The sequence below is a fragment of the Streptomyces sp. NPDC046985 genome, from assembly GCF_040644415.1.
GTDB lineage: Bacteria > Actinomycetota > Actinomycetes > Streptomycetales > Streptomycetaceae > Streptomyces.
In genome coordinates, this window is record NZ_JBEYWK010000001.1 from 501,239 (window position 1) to 517,698 (window position 16,460).

Annotated in this window: 14 protein-coding genes; 6 read left to right on the forward strand and 8 right to left on the reverse strand. The window is 74.9% G+C overall.

Translation table 11 applies throughout. The features are described 5' to 3' along the window. The first annotated feature begins 80 nt into the window (after nt 1–80). Nucleotides 81–638, forward strand: coding sequence for a sigma factor-like helix-turn-helix DNA-binding protein (locus tag ABZ861_RS02175; RefSeq protein ID WP_361622143.1), 558 nt, complete (start codon nt 81–83; stop codon nt 636–638). Beyond that, nucleotides 635–880 (forward strand): hypothetical protein, encoded by a 246-nt coding sequence (locus ABZ861_RS02180; RefSeq protein WP_361622146.1) that lies wholly within the window; start codon nt 635–637, stop codon nt 878–880. Before ABZ861_RS02175 ends, ABZ861_RS02180 begins: the two co-directional genes overlap by 4 nt. A 22-nt stretch (nt 881–902) precedes the next feature. Here the strand turns inward: ABZ861_RS02180 and ABZ861_RS02185 are convergent, their stop codons facing one another. Next, complete coding sequence (locus tag ABZ861_RS02185) at nt 903–2,057, reverse strand: cystathionine gamma-synthase (RefSeq protein ID WP_361622149.1); 1,155 nt, start codon at nt 2,055–2,057, stop codon at nt 903–905. Nucleotides 2,058–2,278: 221 nt separating this feature from the next. Here ABZ861_RS02185 and ABZ861_RS02190 point away from each other — a divergent pair, with 221 nt between their 5' ends. Next, nucleotides 2,279–3,397, forward strand: coding sequence for a hypothetical protein (locus tag ABZ861_RS02190; protein ID WP_361622152.1), 1,119 nt, complete (start codon nt 2,279–2,281; stop codon nt 3,395–3,397). Between the two features lie 245 nt (nt 3,398–3,642). Here the strand turns inward: ABZ861_RS02190 and ABZ861_RS02195 are convergent, their stop codons facing one another. Further along, nucleotides 3,643–4,683 carry an NAD(P)-dependent alcohol dehydrogenase gene (locus ABZ861_RS02195; protein ID WP_361622155.1) on the reverse strand — a complete coding sequence of 347 codons (1,041 nt, stop codon included), beginning with the start codon at nt 4,681–4,683 and terminating at the stop codon, nt 3,643–3,645. A 168-nt stretch (nt 4,684–4,851) separates the two neighbouring features. Between ABZ861_RS02195 and ABZ861_RS02200 the strand changes: the two genes are divergently transcribed. Then, the gene (locus tag ABZ861_RS02200) at nt 4,852–5,817 is read left to right on the forward strand and encodes a helix-turn-helix transcriptional regulator (RefSeq protein WP_361622158.1); all 966 of its coding nucleotides are present in this window, start codon (nt 4,852–4,854) and stop codon (nt 5,815–5,817) included. Between the two features lie 220 nt (nt 5,818–6,037). On the opposite strand, the gene ABZ861_RS02205 is transcribed toward ABZ861_RS02200, so the two are convergent. Beyond that, the gene (locus tag ABZ861_RS02205; protein WP_361622161.1) at nt 6,038–7,285 is read right to left on the reverse strand and encodes an Ig-like domain-containing protein; all 1,248 of its coding nucleotides are present in this window, start codon (nt 7,283–7,285) and stop codon (nt 6,038–6,040) included. Nucleotides 7,286–7,839: 554 nt separating this feature from the next. On the opposite strand from ABZ861_RS02205, the gene ABZ861_RS02210 reads away from it, so the two are divergent. Continuing rightward, nucleotides 7,840–8,208 (forward strand): hypothetical protein, encoded by a 369-nt coding sequence (locus tag ABZ861_RS02210; RefSeq protein ID WP_361622164.1) that lies wholly within the window; start codon nt 7,840–7,842, stop codon nt 8,206–8,208. A 287-nt stretch (nt 8,209–8,495) separates the two neighbouring features. Here the strand turns inward: ABZ861_RS02210 and hutH are convergent, their stop codons facing one another. The 3 genes from hutH to ABZ861_RS02225 form a co-directional block, all read right to left on the reverse strand. Beyond that, nucleotides 8,496–10,034, reverse strand: coding sequence for a histidine ammonia-lyase (gene hutH / locus ABZ861_RS02215; RefSeq protein ID WP_361622452.1), 1,539 nt, complete (start codon nt 10,032–10,034; stop codon nt 8,496–8,498). A gap of 127 nt (nt 10,035–10,161) precedes the next feature. Next, nucleotides 10,162–11,358 (reverse strand): diguanylate cyclase, encoded by a 1,197-nt coding sequence (locus ABZ861_RS02220; protein ID WP_361622167.1) that lies wholly within the window; start codon nt 11,356–11,358, stop codon nt 10,162–10,164. Between the two features lie 466 nt (nt 11,359–11,824). Further along, nucleotides 11,825–12,619 carry an enoyl-CoA hydratase-related protein gene (locus ABZ861_RS02225; protein WP_361622169.1) on the reverse strand — a complete coding sequence of 265 codons (795 nt, stop codon included), beginning with the start codon at nt 12,617–12,619 and terminating at the stop codon, nt 11,825–11,827. Nucleotides 12,620–13,236: 617 nt separating this feature from the next. Between ABZ861_RS02225 and ABZ861_RS02230 the strand changes: the two genes are divergently transcribed. Beyond that, nucleotides 13,237–13,893: a hypothetical protein gene (locus tag ABZ861_RS02230; RefSeq protein WP_361622171.1), complete on the forward strand. Its 657-nt coding sequence runs from the start codon at nt 13,237–13,239 to the stop codon at nt 13,891–13,893. A 175-nt stretch (nt 13,894–14,068) separates the two neighbouring features. On the opposite strand, the gene ABZ861_RS02235 is transcribed toward ABZ861_RS02230, so the two are convergent. Both ABZ861_RS02235 and ABZ861_RS02240 read right to left on the reverse strand, forming a co-directional pair. Then, nucleotides 14,069–15,199, reverse strand: a complete 1,131-nt coding sequence (locus ABZ861_RS02235) for an adenylate/guanylate cyclase domain-containing protein (protein WP_361622174.1) — start codon at nt 15,197–15,199, stop codon at nt 14,069–14,071. 214 nt (nt 15,200–15,413) lie between these two features. After that, complete coding sequence (locus tag ABZ861_RS02240; protein ID WP_361622177.1) at nt 15,414–16,256, reverse strand: biotin--[acetyl-CoA-carboxylase] ligase; 843 nt, start codon at nt 16,254–16,256, stop codon at nt 15,414–15,416. Nucleotides 16,257–16,460 lie beyond the last annotated feature (204 nt).

Here is a 16,460-nt window from a genome sequence, read left to right on the forward strand (position 1 = left end):
TGGTCTCCGGTTCCTGAGAGACCGCCGGCCTCCGGGCTCCACGGGAGGTCTCCACAGGTCCGCCGCCGACGGGAGGCGCGGTGCGCGAACGGCAGGCGTCTCGGGGCGCCCGCCGGGCCCGGGAGTTCGAGTCGTTCGTCGCGGGCGCGGCCGGGCGGCTGCTGCATGCCGCGACCCTGCTCACCGCGGAGGCCGCGGACGACAACCCGCGCGCGTGCCGTCTGCTGACCGAGGCCCTCGCGCACACGTACGCGCACTGGGACCGGCTGCACGGCGAGGACCCCTACGCCTACGCCCGCCGCAGGCTGGCCGGGCGCTTCGACCGCGGGTCATGGCGCCCGGTCGGCGTCCTGGGCCGCGCCCGGCCGGCGCCGTCCGGCGTCCTGGCCGCCCTCAGCCCGCGTGAGCGCCTGGTCCTCGTGCTCCGGTTGTACGAGGGCGTCGCCGAGGAGCAGACCGCGGCCCTGCTCGATCTGCCTCCCGAGCGCGTCCGCGTCCTGTGCGACCGCGCGACCGCCGCCCTCACGCACCCGCGCGGGCGGACCGCGGCCGTCGGCGGCCCGACGGCCGCACCGCCCCGCGCGGGAACAGGGGAGGCAGCGGGGGCGCGGCGCCGCGCTGAGGGGAGGCGGGGATGAACCGGACGGAGCGCGAGGCGGCGGTACGGCGGGTCCTGGACCAGACGCCGCCGCAGGTCCCGCCGGAGCTGCACGCCGCCGCGGTGCGCCGCGGCGACCGCGTGCTGCGCCGCCGGAGGCTGGCCCGCCGCGTGCTGTGGCTGCTGGTGTGCGCGGCGGCCGTGGCGTTCACCGTGTGGGCGCTGACCGCGCGCCCGTGGGCGGCGCCGCCGCCGGCGACTCCGCCCGTGGGCGACTGGTGACGCGCGCGACGGCGCCGACCGGCTAACCGAGGGCCTGCTGAAGGTCCTCGATCAGGTCCGCGACGTTCTCGATGCCGACGGACAGGCGGACCAGGTCGCCGGGGACCTCCAGGGCGGAGCCCGCGACGGAGGCGTGCGTCATGCGGCCGGGGTGCTCGATCAGGGACTCGACGCCGCCCAGGGACTCCCCGAGGGTGAACACCTTGGCGCGGTCGCAGACCTCGACCGCCGCCGCCTCGCCGCCCTCGACCTGGAAGGAGACCATGCCGCCGAACGACCGCATCTGCTTGGCGGCGACCTCGTGGCCGGGGTGCTCGGGCAGCCCCGGGTACAGCACGCGCGTCACCCGCGGGTGCCGCGACAGCATGTCGGCGACCTTCTCGGCGTTCTCGCTGTGCCGGTCCATGCGCACCGGGAGGGTCTTGGCGCCGCGCAGCACCAGCCAGGAGTCGAACGGACCGGCCACGGCGCCCATCGCGTTCTGGTGGTAGGCCAGTTCGTCGCCCAGCGCGGCGTCGCCGACGACCAGCGCGCCGCCGACCACGTCGGAGTGGCCGCCCATGTACTTGGTCAGCGAGTGCACGACGACGTCCGCGCCGAGCGCCAGCGGCTGCTGGAGGTAGGGCGTGGCGAAGGTGTTGTCGACGACGAGCCGGGCACCCGCGTCCCGGGCGATCTGAGCGACGGCGGCGATGTCGGTGATGCCGAGCAGCGGGTTGGACGGGGTCTCCACCCAGACCGCCTTGGTGCGCGGCGTGATCGCGGCCCGTACGGCGGCCGGGTCGCTGGTGTCGGCCACCGACCAGTCCACGCCCCAGCGGGAGACGACCCGGGAGAACAGCCGGAACGTGCCGCCGTAGGCGTCGTTCGGGATCACGACGTGGTCGCCGGGGCTGAGCAGCGCGCGCAGCAGGCAGTCCTCGGCCGCCAGTCCGGACGCGAACGCGAGCCCTCGGCAGCCTCCCTCCAGGGCGGCGAGGTTCTCCTCCAGGGCGGTCCGGGTGGGGTTGGCGCTGCGGCTGTACTCGTAGCCGCCGCGCAGGCCGCCCACGCCGTCCTGCTTGTAGGTCGAGACCTGGTAGATCGGCGGGACCACCGCGCCGGTGAGGGGATCCGCGGTGTTGCCCGCGTGGATCGCGAGGGTCTCGAAGTGCTCACTGATGTGCCTGTCGCTCATGGGCCCGAGAGTAATGCGCCCGAGGGGGCGGTGCCGTCCACCGGGGCGAACCGGCGCCGTCCGCCGTCCGCCGTCCCGGACCGTGCCGCACCCGGTCGTCCGCCGTCCCGGACAGCGCCGCACCGAGTTGTCCACAGGCTCGGGCCCCGGCCGGACGGGGTTGTCCACAGGCGGCGGACGCAGGTTGGCCAACTGTCGGCGCGGTCTGGTTCGCTTGTCCCATGGAGATTCTCTGGGTCCTGACGGCGCTGGTCATGCTGAGCTTCGTGCTGCTGTCCCTGACGCGGCGCAGGCGCGGTGCGATCGAGCAGGTGCACCCGGGGCACCCGGACGCCGCGGACCCGGCGAACTACGGCTTCGTGCCCCAGGAGGAGCTGGACGTCCGCATGCCCGGTCCCGACCAGGACCTGCTGGACGTGCTGGACCTGGTGCAGCGCACGCAGGACTACCGCGCCGCCTCCCAGCTCCTGGCCGGCACCGGCGCGGAGGGCGAGCTGCGCTGGCAGCGGGTGCAGGCGTTCGCGGGGGCCGCGGCGCTGGAGCTGGCCCGGCGGCCGGGAGGGGTGCACGAGACGCCGGGCGGCCAGTGGCTTCGGGTGTGGCGGGCCGAGCAGCCCAAGGATCCCGGCGGCGCGGCGGTGCACGCCGAGTTCCTGGTGCAGCAGGCGTGGCGGACGGCGACGCCGGGGACGGACGAGTTCCGGATCATCATGGAGGAGGCCCGGGAGACGTGCGGCCAGGCCGCGCTGCTGGCCCCGGGCGACCCGGTGCCGTACGTCATCGAGCTGTCGGCGGCGCGCGGACTGAACGACACGCAGGCGGAGTTCGAGAAGCTGTGGCTGAAGATCCTGGACCGCGCGCCGCACCACATGGGCGCGCACCTGGCGGCCCTGCACTACTGGTGCGAGAAGTGGCACGGCTCGCGGAAGCTGGCGGCGGCGTTCGCCGAAGCGGCCGCGGCCCGCGCGCCCCGAGGGTCGCTGCTGGCGGCGCTCCCGTTGTTCGCCGTCTTCGAGCACCTGCCCGAGCTGAACCTGGTCCGCGGTTTCTACCAGAGCGAGGTGGTGATCAAGGCGGTGCACGGCGCGCTGTTCGCGGTGCAGGCGGCCCGCGCCGACGACCCGGTGCTGGCGCACGTCCGCCACCTGCTGGTCTGCTTCCTGGTCCGCTCCGAGCGCTGGGCGGAGGCCATGGACCAGCTCATACACGTCGACGGGCACGTGGGCGCCCTGCCCTGGGTCCTGTCCGAGGACCCGGCCGCGGAGTTCGCGGTCTACCGCGCACTGGCGGTGGCGGGCTACGAGGCGAACGGCGGCAGCCCGGCGACGCTCCCCCACTGACGAGCCACCGCGCCCGACCGAGGGCCGAAGCCGCCCGACCGACCTACCGACCGACGGGCCGACGGGCCGCCCACCCGACAGGCCGATGCTGCCCGGCCGACGCCCGACGCCCGGCACGCACGTGCGCCCCGGCCGGGGGTCCGGCCGAGGGGCGCGGGGCGCACGGAACGCGCCGGGCACACAGAACGCACGGGGCGCACGGAACGCGCCCGGTCACCGACGGGCGGCGGCCCGCCGACGACGGCTCAGATCGTCGCCGTGTCGATCACGAACCGGTAGCGGACGTCGCTGGCGATCACCCGCTCATACGCTTCGTTGATCTTGTCGGCGCCGATCAGCTCGATCTCGGCGCCCAGGCCGTGCTCGGCGCAGAAGTCGAGCATCTCCTGGGTCTCCGGGATGCCGCCGATGTTGGAGCTGGTCAGGTTGCGGCGGTTGCCGAAGAGGCCCGCCAGCGGGATGTCGACCTGCTCCTCGGGCACGCCGACGTTCACCATCGCGCCGTTCGTCGCCAGCAGCGACAGGAACGCGGGAAAGTCCAACGGCGCCGAGACGGTGTTGAGGATCACGTCGAAGGCGCCCTTGAGCTCCTCGAAGGTCGCCGGGTCACTGGTGGCGTAGTAGTGGTCGGCGCCCATGCGCAGACCGTCGTCCTTCTTGCGCAGGGACTGCGACAGGACCGTCACCTCCGCGCCGAGCGCGTGCGCGATCTTGACGCCCATGTGGCCGAGACCGCCGAAGCCCACGACGGCGACCTTCTTGCCGGGGCCCACGTTCCAGTGGCGCAGCGGCGAGTAGGTGGTGATGCCGGCGCACAGCAGCGGGGCGGCCACGTCCAGGGACAGGCCTTCGGGGATGCGGACGACGAAGTTCTCGTCGACCACGACCTTCTCGGAGTAGCCGCCGTAGGTCGGCTCGCCGTCCTTGCCGACGCCGTTGTACGTCCACACCGACCCCTGGACGCAGTACTGCTCCAGGCCGGCCTTGCAGTTGTCGCACTCGCGGCAGGAGTCGACCATGCAGCCGACGCCCACGCGGTCGCCTACGGCGTACTTCGTGACGCCGGGGCCGACCTCGGAGACGACGCCGGCGATCTCGTGGCCGGGGACCATCGGGAAGATCGCTTCTCCCCAGCCCTCGCGGGCCTGGTGGATGTCGGAGTGGCAGATGCCGGCGAACTTGATGTCGATCAGCACATCGAACTCGCCGACGGCACGGCGCTCGATGGTGGTGCGCTCCAGCGGGGCCTTGGCGGCCGGAGCGGCGTATGCGGCGACGGTGGTCATGACGGGAGTTCTCCTAGCGGTTGCCGTGCCCGGCGGGTGTCGTCCGGACGCAGTCTCCAGGGTGCCCCGAACACCGCTGTTCACCCAGGTCACGCCTTTGCCTACGTTCGGCGTGCCTACCACGGGCGGGGTCAGGCTGATGTGCGTACGACCACGGATACTGGGCGTATGGAACACCGCCCCGCCCGCCCTGACCACCCCGTTCGCCCCGGCCCGGCCTCCGCCGCGGAAGCCGCCCCGGGCGCCGCGGGCGCCGCGGGGGAGGCTCCGGCCGGGCTGGACCGGCGGGCGGAACTGGGCGAGTTCCTGCGCAGCCGCCGCGCCCGGCTGCGACCGGAGGACGTCGGCCTGCCGCAGTACGGGCGCCGCCGGGTTCCGGGCCTGCGCCGCGAGGAGCTGGCCCAGCTCGCCGGGGTCTCGGCGGCGTACTACACGCGGCTGGAGCAGGGCAACGGGCGCAACGTCTCCGCGGAGGTGCTGGACTCCATCGCCCGCGCGCTGCGCCTCACCGACGCCGAGCACGCCCACCTCACCCACCTCGCCAAGCCCCAGCACAAGAAGAGGCAGTCCGCGTCCGCCCAGCAGGTGCGCGTCGCGCTGCGGCAGCTCCTGGACATGATGGACGCGGTCCCGGCGTACGTCGTCGGACGGCGTGCGGAGCTGCTGGCGTGGAACCGGATGGCGGCGGCGGTCTTCGGCGACTGGTCGGAGCTGCCCGCGCAGGAGCGCAACTGGGCGCGGATGGTCTTCCTCAAGCCCGAGTACCGCGACCTGTACGTCGACTGGGAGCAGAAGGCGATCGACGTGGTGTGCGCGCTGCGGATGGAGGCGGGCTGCTATCCGGAGGATCCCCGACTGTCCGCCTTGGTCGGCGAGTTGTCGGTGAAGAGCGAGGACTTCCGGCGACTGTGGGCCGCCCACGAGGTCAAGGAGAAGAGCCACGGGCTGAAGCGCCTGCGCCACCCGCTGGTCGGCGAACTCGCCCTGTACTACCAGTCGTTCAAGGTCGCCGGCGGCGCCGACCTGTCCCTGGTCGCGTACCACGCCGAGCCCGGCTCGGAGTCGGCGGAGGCGCTGCGCCTGCTGGCGAGCTGGGGCACGGACGCGACCCGGGCGGGGACGGCGCCGGTGTAGAGCGCCGGGGCGGGGACCTCGACGGCGCAGAGGGAACGGCGCCACGCGGAGGGAGAGCGAGAGGGAGCGAGGCGGCGCGGAGGGAGCGAGGCGGCGCGGAGGGAACGGGGCCGCGCGGAGGGAACGGGGCCGCGCGGAGGGAACGGGGCCGCGCGGAGGCGACCGCGCAGACGACGGCGCCGCCCCGGAGGGCGGCGCCGTTGAGATCGCGGACGGAGCGTCAGGCGGCGGAGCCGGCCTTCCACTGCGCCCAGCTCAGGTTCCAGCCGTTGAGGCCGTTGTCCGGGGCGACGGTCTTGTCGCCGGTGTGCTGGACGACCACGACGTCACCGGTCAGCGAGTGGTCGAAGAACCAGGCGGCCGGGGTGTTGGGGTCGCCGGCGCCCTTCTTGTCCTGGAGACCCACGCAGCCGTGGCTGGTGTTGACGCTGCCGAAGACGGACGGAGCGCCCCAGTAGTTGCCGTGGATGAAGGTGCCCGAGGTGGTCAGGCGCATGGCGTGCGGCACGTCCTTGATGTCGTACTCGCCCTTGCCGTCGTCGTCGGTGAAACCGACCGTCGCGCCGTTCATCCGGGTCTGCTTGAACTTCTCCGCGATCACCATCTGGCCCTGGTACGTGGTGTGGTCGGGGGCGCCGGCGGAGACCGGGATGGTCTTGACCGTCCTGCCGTCCTGCGTGACCTTCATCTGCTTGGTCTTCGCGTCGACGTAGGACACCTGGTTGCGGCCGATGTGGAAGGTGACCGTCTTCTGCTGGACGCCGTAGATCCCGTGGGCGCCCTGGACGCCGTCGAGGTTCAGCTTCAGCGTGACGGTGGAGCCTTCCTTCCAGTACGACTGGGGCCGGAAGTCCAGGCGGTTGCCGCCGAACCAGTGGCCGACGACCTCCTGGCCGCTGCTGGAGGAGACGGTGATGCCCTTCTGGACGGCCGCCTTGTCGGTGATCGACTTGTCGAAGTTGATCGACACGGGCATGCCCACGCCGACCGTGGTGCCGCCGTCCGGCGTGAAGGAGCCTATGTAGCTGTGCGCCGGGGCCACCGTGCTGAACGAGGCGTTCTCGTGCGCGGCGCGGCCCTTGGCGTCCGTCGCGGTCGCGGCGACCTTGTAGGTCGTGGCGCGGTCGAGTTGGGCGCTGGGCTTCCAGCTCTTCTTGTCGGCGGATATCTGGCCCTGGACCGCCTTGCCGTCGACCGTGGTCATGGTGACGCTCGTCAGCGTGCCCTGAGCGACGGCCACGGCCGCCGAGTTGTTGATCGAGGCGTTGTCGGAGCCGTCCGCTGGTGTGATCTTGATCTGGGCCTCGGAGGATTCCTGTGCCGCCGCCTGGTCGGACTTGGCCCGGGAGGTGTCGCCTCCGCCGCCGCCGACCGCGTTGCTGCTGCCGGAACAGGCCGTGAGCACCAGAACACCGCCGAGCAGTGCGGACGCGGCCGTCACGGACCTGCGTCGCTTACTGTTCGTCATCAAACGCTTCTCCATCGTTGCCGAATTCCCCAAGACCCTCGCGCCCCCGGTCACGATTCATCAACGCTACGACCGATTCGTCCCGTTCCCCAGACCGCACGGATGTGGGCCTCGCCACGTCCACGGCCGTGGACGGGCGGGATCGGGGCGGTGCGCCTGCCGGTCGACATCATCCTCGCCGGGCGTTCTCCCAGGCGAGCCGGGGTCGCGCCCGGTTCGCCCGCCGCGCCAGGGTTTCGCCCGGCGTTTCCAGGCCCTCCGGCCGGCCGTTCGCGGCGGCGCCGGGACCGGTGCGGGCCGCGTCGCCTCCCGCACTCCGCTGGCCAGTACGAACGGCGTGTCAAGAAACGTCGGCGGGGTCATGGTGTCTTCCGTCACAACGCGCCCGTCCCGGCGGTCCGTCCGGGCCATCACGGTCATTCGGGGACGATCTCACGGTTCCCTCGCCCGTCATGAGCGCTTCAAACCCGCTGTGACTTTCCCGTGACCCGTGAGTTCACTACCATCGGCCCACACGGCCAATTCGCCAACGCCACAAGGGGGATCGATATTCCGTGTCATCCGCACGCCGCACGTTGCTGACCGCCACCGCCGCGGGCACCCTGCTGGGCGCCCTGTGGTTCGTACCCTCCGCGCACGCGACGGACGCCCCGGTCGGAGCGACCGGCGCGCGGTCGGCGGCGCACGTCCGCACGCAGGGCCGGGCCGTCTCAGCCGACGCGCCGGCGACCGCGGACGGCCGGCGGTCCGCCGCAGCGGCGCCGGACGGCACGAGCGCGGCCCTGCACGCGCCGGACGGCGTCGGACTCGCCGACACGGGAAGCGTGGACACCACCCCCTATGTCGTCGGCGGCACCGCTTTCCTCGCCCTCGGGGCGGGCTTCGTCGTGTACTCGATACGCCGCGAACGCCTCGGCTTCTGAGCGCGGCCCGCTGTCGGGGCCGCTCCCCTTTTCGCACTGGCCCGCTTCCTCCCGCTGGCCCGCTTCCCCCTGTTCCGCCGGGGTCGCTCGCGGGCCGCTCCTCCTTCTCCCGCCGGGGACCGCCGGGGGCGCCCCTCCTTCCCCCGCCAGGCCGCTCCCGGGCCGCGAGACGACCTCCGTGCCGGGTGGCCCTCTCGCCTACGAGCGCGGCCGGGTGGCCCTCTCGCCTACGAGCGCGGCCGGGTGACCCCCTCGTCAACGAGCGCGGCCCGGTGACCGCCCCCCGGCTACTGAAGCGGGCCGGTGACCGTCTCGGCCGCCGCGACCAGGCGGCCGTCGCGCACGAAGGCGTCGGCGGCGGCGAGGTCGGGCGCCAGGAAGCGGTCCGGGCCGGGGCCCGCCACGCCCGCCGCGCGGGCGGCGTCGATGACAGCGCGGCTCGCGGGCGCCGGCGCCAGCCCCTCGCGCAGCTCGACGGCTCGGGCGGCGGCGTACAGCTCGATCGCGATGATCCGGGTCAGATCGTCCACCGCCGTGCGCAGCTTGCGCGCCGCCGACCAGCCCATGGAGACGTGGTCCTCCTGCATGGCGGAGGACGGGATGGAGTCGGCGGACGCCGGGACGGCGAGCCGCTTCATCTCGCTGACCAGCGCGGCCTGCGTGTACTGGGCGATCATCAGCCCGGAGTCCACGCCTGCGTCGTCGGCGAGGAACGGCGGCAGGCCGTGGCTGCGGTTCTTGTCCAGCAGCCGGTCGGTCCGGCGCTCGGCGATGGAGCCGAGGTCGGCGGCGGCGATGGCGAGGAAGTCCAGGACGTAGGCGACCGGGGCGCCGTGGAAGTTGCCGTTGGACTCCACCCGGCCGTCGGGCAGGACGACGGGGTTGTCGACGGCGGCGGCCAGCTCGCGCTCGGCGACGAGGCGGGCGTGCGCGAGGGTGTCCCGGCCCGCGCCCGCGACCTGCGGGGCGCAGCGCACGGAGTAGGCGTCCTGGACGCGCGGGGCGCCGTCCTGGTGGTGGCCGGTGAGCTGCGAGCCCTTGAGCACCGCGAGCATGTTGGCGGCGGACGCGGCCTGGCCCGGGTGCGGGCGGATGGCGTGCAGCTCGGGGGCGAGCACCTTGTCCGTGCCGAGCAGCCCTTCCAGGGTGAGGGCGGCGGTGACGTCGGCCGACCGGTAGAGAGCGTCGAGGTCGGCGAGGGCCATCACCAGCATGCCGAGCATGCCGTCGGTGCCGTTGAGCAGGGCGAGGCCCTCCTTCTCGCGCAGTTCCACGGGCTGGATGCCGTGTTCGGCGAGCAGGTCGGCGGCGGGCCGCACGACGCCGTCCGGGCCTTCGGCGTCGCCCTCGCCCATGAGCGTGAGGGCGCAGTGCGAGAGCGGCGCCAGGTCGCCGGAGCAGCCGAGGGATCCGTACTCGTGGACGACCGGGGTGATGCCGGCGTTGAGGACGTCGGCCATGGTCTGCGCCACCTCGGGGCGGACGCCGGTGCGGCCGGAGCAGACGGTCTTGAGCCGCAGGAACATCAGCGCGCGCACGACCTCGCGCTCCACCCGCGGTCCCATACCGGCGGCGTGCGAGCGGACGATGTTGCGCTGAAGCCGGGCGCGCAGCTCCGGGCTGATGTGCCGGGTCGCCAGGGCGCCGAAGCCGGTGCTGACGCCGTAGACGGGCTCGGGCTTGGCCGCCAGCGCGTCCACGATCTCCCGGGCCGCCGCGAGGGCCGTCACCGCCTCGTCGGACAGTTCGACCCGCGCGCCGCCGCGCGCCACGGCGAGGACGTCGGACGCGGTGACTCCGGACGTCCCCACCACCACAGTGTGCATATCCATATTCAGGAGCGTACGCAGTGAATGTGATGATGTCACTAGTCGCGCTCGGGGGCGCCCCTTACGTGCTCGGGGGCGCCCCTTACGTGCTCGGGGGCGCCGCTCGCCCGGACGCGGGGGCGGTTCACCGCCGCCGCTCCTGCGGTCGGCGGCCCCGGAAGCGGCGGCGCTCGGCCGGGTCCGCGGGCGCGGGGGACGGCGCGTCGGCGAGGCGGACCACCGGATCCCCGGGTCCTTCGCGGCCCGCTACCACCGGCCGGTCCGAGCGCAGGGCCTTCGCCCGGTACTGCGCGGCGTCCGCGAGCCGGAACAGCCGCCGGGCCGAGCGTACGGGCCCGACGGCGTCCTGCGTCGAGGCCACCCCGCAGGCGACGCCCTCCCCCAGCTCCAGCTCGGCCGCGCGCCGGCACAGCTCCTCGGCGGCCTTGACCACCTCGTCGACCGGCGCCCCCACCGCGAGCAGGCAGAACTCGTCGCCGCCCAGGCGCGCCGCGAGCCCGCCCGGCACCATCGCCCCGCACAGCGACAGCACGGACCCGAACCGCTCCAGGAGCCGGTCGCCGACCGCGTGGCCGAGGGTGTCGTTGACCCGCTTGAGGCCGTTGAGATCGCAGACGACGAGGCTGACGGCGCTCCCGTCGGCGCGGTGCCGCTCGATCGCCTCCTCAAGGCGTACGTCCACGGCGCGGCGGTTGGCCAGTCCGGTGAGCGGGTCGGTGAAGGCGAGCCTGCGGGCCTCCTCCAGCCGCTCGGTCTGCGCGAGCCCGGCGGACGCCACAGCGGCCAGGACGGTGGCGAAGTCGGCGTCGGCACGGTCGAAGACGGGCACGCCGGCCGCGCGGGCGACGTACAGCTCGCCCCAGGCGCGGCCGTGCTGCACGATCGGCGCGACCACGCAGCAGCCGCGGCCCCGGCGGCGCAGGGCGTCCACTCGCCGGTGGCTGTAGCCGGGGCGCCCGGCGGCCGCGCCCTCGGCCGTCTCCACCCAGGCGCCCGGCTCGCCGGCCGTCTCCACCCAGGCGTCCGGCTCGCCGCCGGAGGCCCACCGCTCGTGCAGGAACTCGGTGATCTCCGGGAACTGGTGCACCGGATAGGTCTCCGCCTCCGGGAACTCCTCCTCCCCGGCCGCCCGGTCCCCCACGTTCGCCAGGACCCGCAGCCGGCCGCACTCGCGCTCCCACACCGACAGCGCGGCGAAGCTCCCCTCCAGCGCCCGGCACGCGCCGAGCGCCGCCGCCCGCCACGACTCGCGCGGAGTGTGCGCCGCTGCCATCCCCTGCGCCAACGCCACGACGGCGGCCAGCCGCCTGTTCTCGCCCATCACCCCAGGCTAGGTACGTTCCACGCAAAGCGGGACATCGGCGCGACGGTCGGGGCGCCGCCGCGGCGGCCGGCGCGCTGCGGCCGGGAAGGCCGTGCGCGCGGGTGCACCGTCCAGGCCGGCGCGGTGCCGGCGCTGCGGCCGGTCAGGCCCACCGGCTCGCGGCGCGCCCTTCCGGCCCCAGCGCTGACGCCGCTTTCCCGCCCCCGCGCCAGTGCTGTCGCCGGAAAGGTCTGCCCGAGAGCTGCGGCGTCCGGTGCGGCGCCTCGCAAGGCGGAGCACTGCCCGCGCACTGGGCGAGGCGGAGCACTGCCCGCGTACTGGACGGACGCGGGCGGTGCGACGACGCGGCGAGGCGCCGTGGCGGGCGCCGCGAGCCGGTGAACCTCTCCGGTCACAGCACTAGGGCGTGTTGCGAAAGGAGCGTCGTCCGCCCGCCGGGCAGACGGGACTTTCGCAACACGCCCTAGCGTCCCGGCCAGCGCGGGGCGCGCTTGTCGTTGAACGCCGCGACGCCCTCCGCGCGGTCCTCGGAGAACGCCGCCGAGCGCCAGGCCGCGTCCTCGACCTCCAGTCCGGCGCGCAGATCGAGCCCCTGCCCGAGCCGCAGCGCCCGCTTGGCCGCGCGCAGGCCGACCGGCGAGTTCGCCGCCATCCGCGCGCCCAGCTCCAGCGCCTCCTCCCGGTCCCGCCCCTCGTCCACCAGGCAGTCCACCAGGCCCAGACCATGCGCCTCGGCGGCCTCCAGGCCACGCGCGGTGAAGATCAGCTCGGCGGCGCGGGCGGCGCCCACCCGGCGCGGCAGCAACTGCGTGCCGCCGCCGCCGGGGATCACTCCCACGGATACCTCCGGCAGCCCCACCACGGCCGTGCGGTCGGCCACGATCACGTCGCAGGACAGCGCCAGCTCGAAGCCGCCGCCGAGCGCGAACCCGTGCACCGCGGCGATCGTCGGCATCGGCAGCTCCAGCACGCCGGTGTACGCCCCGCGCGCGACCGGACGCTGGCGGACCAGGTCGGCGTCGCTGAACGAGTTCCGCTCCTTCAGGTCGGCGCCGACGCAGAACGCCCGTTCGTGCGTCGAGGAGAGGACGACCGCACGCACGTCCGGGTCGGCGGCCAGCGCGGCGCAGGCGCCGCCGATCGCGCGGGCCATCTCCGTCGACACCGCGTTCATGGCCTTCGGCCGGTCGAGGACCAGCTCCGCGACGTACGCGTGCCGCCGCACCAGCACGAACTCCCCGAACCGCTCCTCGCCCATGACACCCTCCGGTTAACGCGGGTTAACTTCGTACGCCCCGATCATCGCAGCCGGAGCGCGCACGGGGAAGGGCCTCACTCCTCGGCGGCGTACCCCCGTTCGGGTGATTTCCGAGCCAACGCGTTCGTCGCTCGCGCGCCAGCGCATAGCGTGCGTCCGCCACGGCGCAACGGGGGCGGGAGCGCACCGGGAGGACGGCCATGACCACCGACACGACCAAAGCCGAGAGAGCCGGCATAACCGCCCGACCATCGGTGGCCGCGGACGCCGGTACGGCGGACGATGCGGGCGCGGGTGCGGCTACGTCAGCGGACGCAGGCGCTGGCACTGGCACGCGCGCGGATCCGAGCGCCCGTACGGCGGACGATGCAGATGCCCGTTCACCGCACGACACCGGCACGGGCGCTCCTGCGGGCGCGGGCACCCTTACGGGCGCGGGCGCCGGTACGTCAGCGGGCGTCGGCGCGGCGGACGGCACGGGCACTCGCGTGACTCCAGGCGCCCCCGCGGGTGCAGAGGCGCCCGCGGGCTCGGGCGCTCCTGGGCACCCGGGTCCCGTCATCCCCACGGGTGCGGGCACCCCGAGGGGATCCCGTGCTTCCGGTGCGCGGAGTCCCGTGCTCCCGTTCCGTGTCCGCGGGCGGCACCGCCGCACCGGGCGGCGCAAGGCGCTCATCGCGGCGGGCGCCCTGGCGCTGGCCGCCGGGGCGCTGAGCCTCGTACGCCTCGCCCCGGAGTACGCGGGCGGCGGCCTGGGCACGGCCGAAGCCGAACCCCACGCGTCCGCCGCCCCGGCGCGTCCGGCCGACCCGTCGGCCCGCTCCTCCGCCCCGGCCGGGGCCGGTGCAGCCGCGCTGCCCTCGGCGACCGCGCTCATGGGCGGCGAGAGCGGCACACCCGTCTCCGACTCCTCCGGTCTGCCGCCGACCTCGCCCGCCGCGGCGTCCTCGGTCCTTCCCGAGCGCGCGGGCCAGGCGGAAGGCCGCGCCTCCGCCCTTCCGGCGGCCGGCGCGACGACGATCCCGCAGGCCCCGAACCCACCGGACCGTCCGCGCCCGGCGCCCCCCGCGACCCCGCCGGGCCGCACGTCGCCGACCGGCGCCCCGCCGTCCGCCCCGGCGCATCCGGCCCCGTGGCCCGTCCCCGCCCCCGGTCACGGCACGCACCGTCCCCCGCAGTCCCCGCCGCCCGCCCCGGGAGGGGACGACGACGGAACGGGCCTGTGCTTGCCGATCGTCGGGCTGTGCGTGAACGTGGGAGGGACGGGGGGATGAGAGCCGGGCCGCCGGACGAGAGGGCGGGCCGTACGCGCAATCCACCCCGCCGAAGCCGCCACGCTCAAGCCACCGCACCAGACCCGCCACGCGTGAGCCGCCACGCCCAAGCCACCGCACCAGACGCGCCACGCGTGAGCCGCCACGCGCAGACCACCGCGCCGCGCCTCCGGTCTCAGGGCCGCCCGTCGTCCCGGCGGGTGAGCAGCCAGGGTTCGACCACGCCCAAGCCGCGCACCGGGCGCTGCCAGGTGGGACGCAGGGCGAAGCGGTACGCGGGCGGTTCCTCGCCCTCCTTCTCCGCCGCCGCGACGGCCTCGGCCGCCTCCGCCTCGGACGCCGGGGCGTCCCCGGTGCGGATCAGCTCCGCGGCGAAGGCGCCGTCGACGAGCACGGCGTCGCGCGGGGCTATCGACGTGAGGCGGGAGGCCAGGTTGACGGTCGTGCCGAAGACATCGCCCATCCGGGTGGTGACCGTGCCGAACGCCATCCCGACCCGCAGCTCGGGCATCGTCTCGTCGTTCTCCATGGTCTCGACCAGGCGCAGCGCGATGTCGGCGGCCGTTCCGGCGTCGTCGGCGGCGTACAGCACCTCGTCGCCGAGGGTCTTGATCAGCCGTCCGCCGCGCGCGGCCACCAGGTCGGCGGCGGTGGTCTCGAACGCCTCGACCAGCTCGCCCAGCTCCTCCTCCTCCATCCGGCGGGTCAGCCGGGTGAAGCCGACGAGGTCGGCGAAGGCGACGGCGAGGCGCCGGTCGACCATCTCCTCGTCGTCGGCGGCCTGCACCACCCGGCCCGCGGAGGCGGCGAGCTGGCGGCGCCAGACGTAGACCAGGAACTCCTCCAGCTCGGGCAGCAGCAGCTCGACGATCGGATACGTGACCTCGGTGCGCGTCATGCCCGGCTCGGGCGGCTCGGTCAGCCCCTCCAGGAAGGAGTCGATCTGCCATTCGGCCAGCCGGGCGGTGGTCTGCCCGGTGGAGCGCGCCACCTGCACCGCCATGGCCTCGCTGAGCAGACCCGCCTCGACCAGACCGGCCAGGCGCCGCAGGGCCAGCACGTCGGCCTCCGTCAGCGCCTTCGCCTGACCTATGTCGGCGAAGCCCATCGCCCGCCAGAAGCGGGACGCCAGTTCCATGGAGACACCGGCGCTGCGGGCCGCCTGGAAGGGGGTGTAGCGCCGCTCGGCGCCCAGGATGAGCTGTTCCAGGCGCAGCGCCAGCGGGTCGCCGCCGGAGTCGGCGTCCTGGGGCGGGTCCACCCGGCCGTCCGCGTCCGCGCCGGAGCCCGTGTCGTCGACGGTCACGCCTGCTGCCCTTCCGATCTGCCGCGGTCATGTTCGACCGGCCTCAACTCTACGGCAGGTGTGCGCCAGCTCACTCCGTCAGCCGAAGCCGTCGGGTCAGGTGAGCGGCCTCGCCCGCGGTCGCCGGCGGCCCTGCGCGACCGCGCCCCGGGCGGTCCGGGCCGCCGCCCGGTAGACGCCGGGCGGACGCGGTCGCACCGGCCCGCCGACGGGGTCAGGCGGGCCGCAGATGCACGATGTCTCCCGCGCCCACCGGGGCCCGCACCCCGTCCGCCGTCGCGAGGACCAGCCGTCCGTCGCCGTCCACCGCGACCGCCTCGCCGACCAGCGACCGGTCGCCGGGCAGTTCGGCGCGCACCTTCCGTCCCAGCGTCGCGCATCCCGCCGCGTACGTCTCCTGGAGTCCGCTCGCGACCGGATCGCCCCCGGCGTCCCGCCACCGTCCGTACCAGTCCGCCAGCGAACGCAGCACGGCGCGCAGCAGCGGGTCCCGGTCCGTGCCCGCCGCCCCGGCCAGGGCCAGGGATCCGGCCTGCGGCACGGGCAGTTCGTCCTCGCGGAGCGTGACGTTGAGCCCGACCCCGACGACCACGCCGCCGTCCCCGGCCCGCTCCGCCAGGATGCCGCCGGCCTTGCGCTCCTCGCCGCCGACCGTGACGAGCAGGTCGTTGGGCCACTTCAGGGCGGTGTCCACCCCGGCGGCCCGGCTCAGGCCGGTCGCCACCGCGACCCCGGTGAGCAGCGGCAGCCAGCCCCAGCGGGCGACCGGCACGTCACCGGGCCGCAGCAGCACCGAGAAGAACAGCCCGGAGCGGGCGGGAGCGGTCCACCGGCGGTCCAGGCGGCCCCGGCCCGCGCTCTGCTCCTCGGCGACCAGCACGGCGCCCTCCTCCGCGCCGCCCGCCTCGGCGCGGGCCACCAGGTCCGCGTTGGTGGAGCCGGTGCGCTGCACCACCTCCAGCGAGGACCACAGGCCGTCCTCGCGGACCAGCGCGCGCCGCAGCGCCGCGGCGTTCAGCGGCGGCCGGTCGAGGTCGGACCAGCGCCCGCCTCCCACCGGCCCGCCGGAGCCAGAGGGACCGCCGGAACCGGCGCGAGCGCCCGCACCGGAGGGAACGGCCGCACCAGATGGGGTGCCGGAGCCGGAGCGAGCGCCGGAACCAGAGGGAACGCCCGCACCGGAGGGGGCACCGGGCCCGGAGGGGGCGCCTGGCCCCGTGGGGGCGCCTGGCCCGCTCGGCCGGCCGGGTGTGTCGTCTGC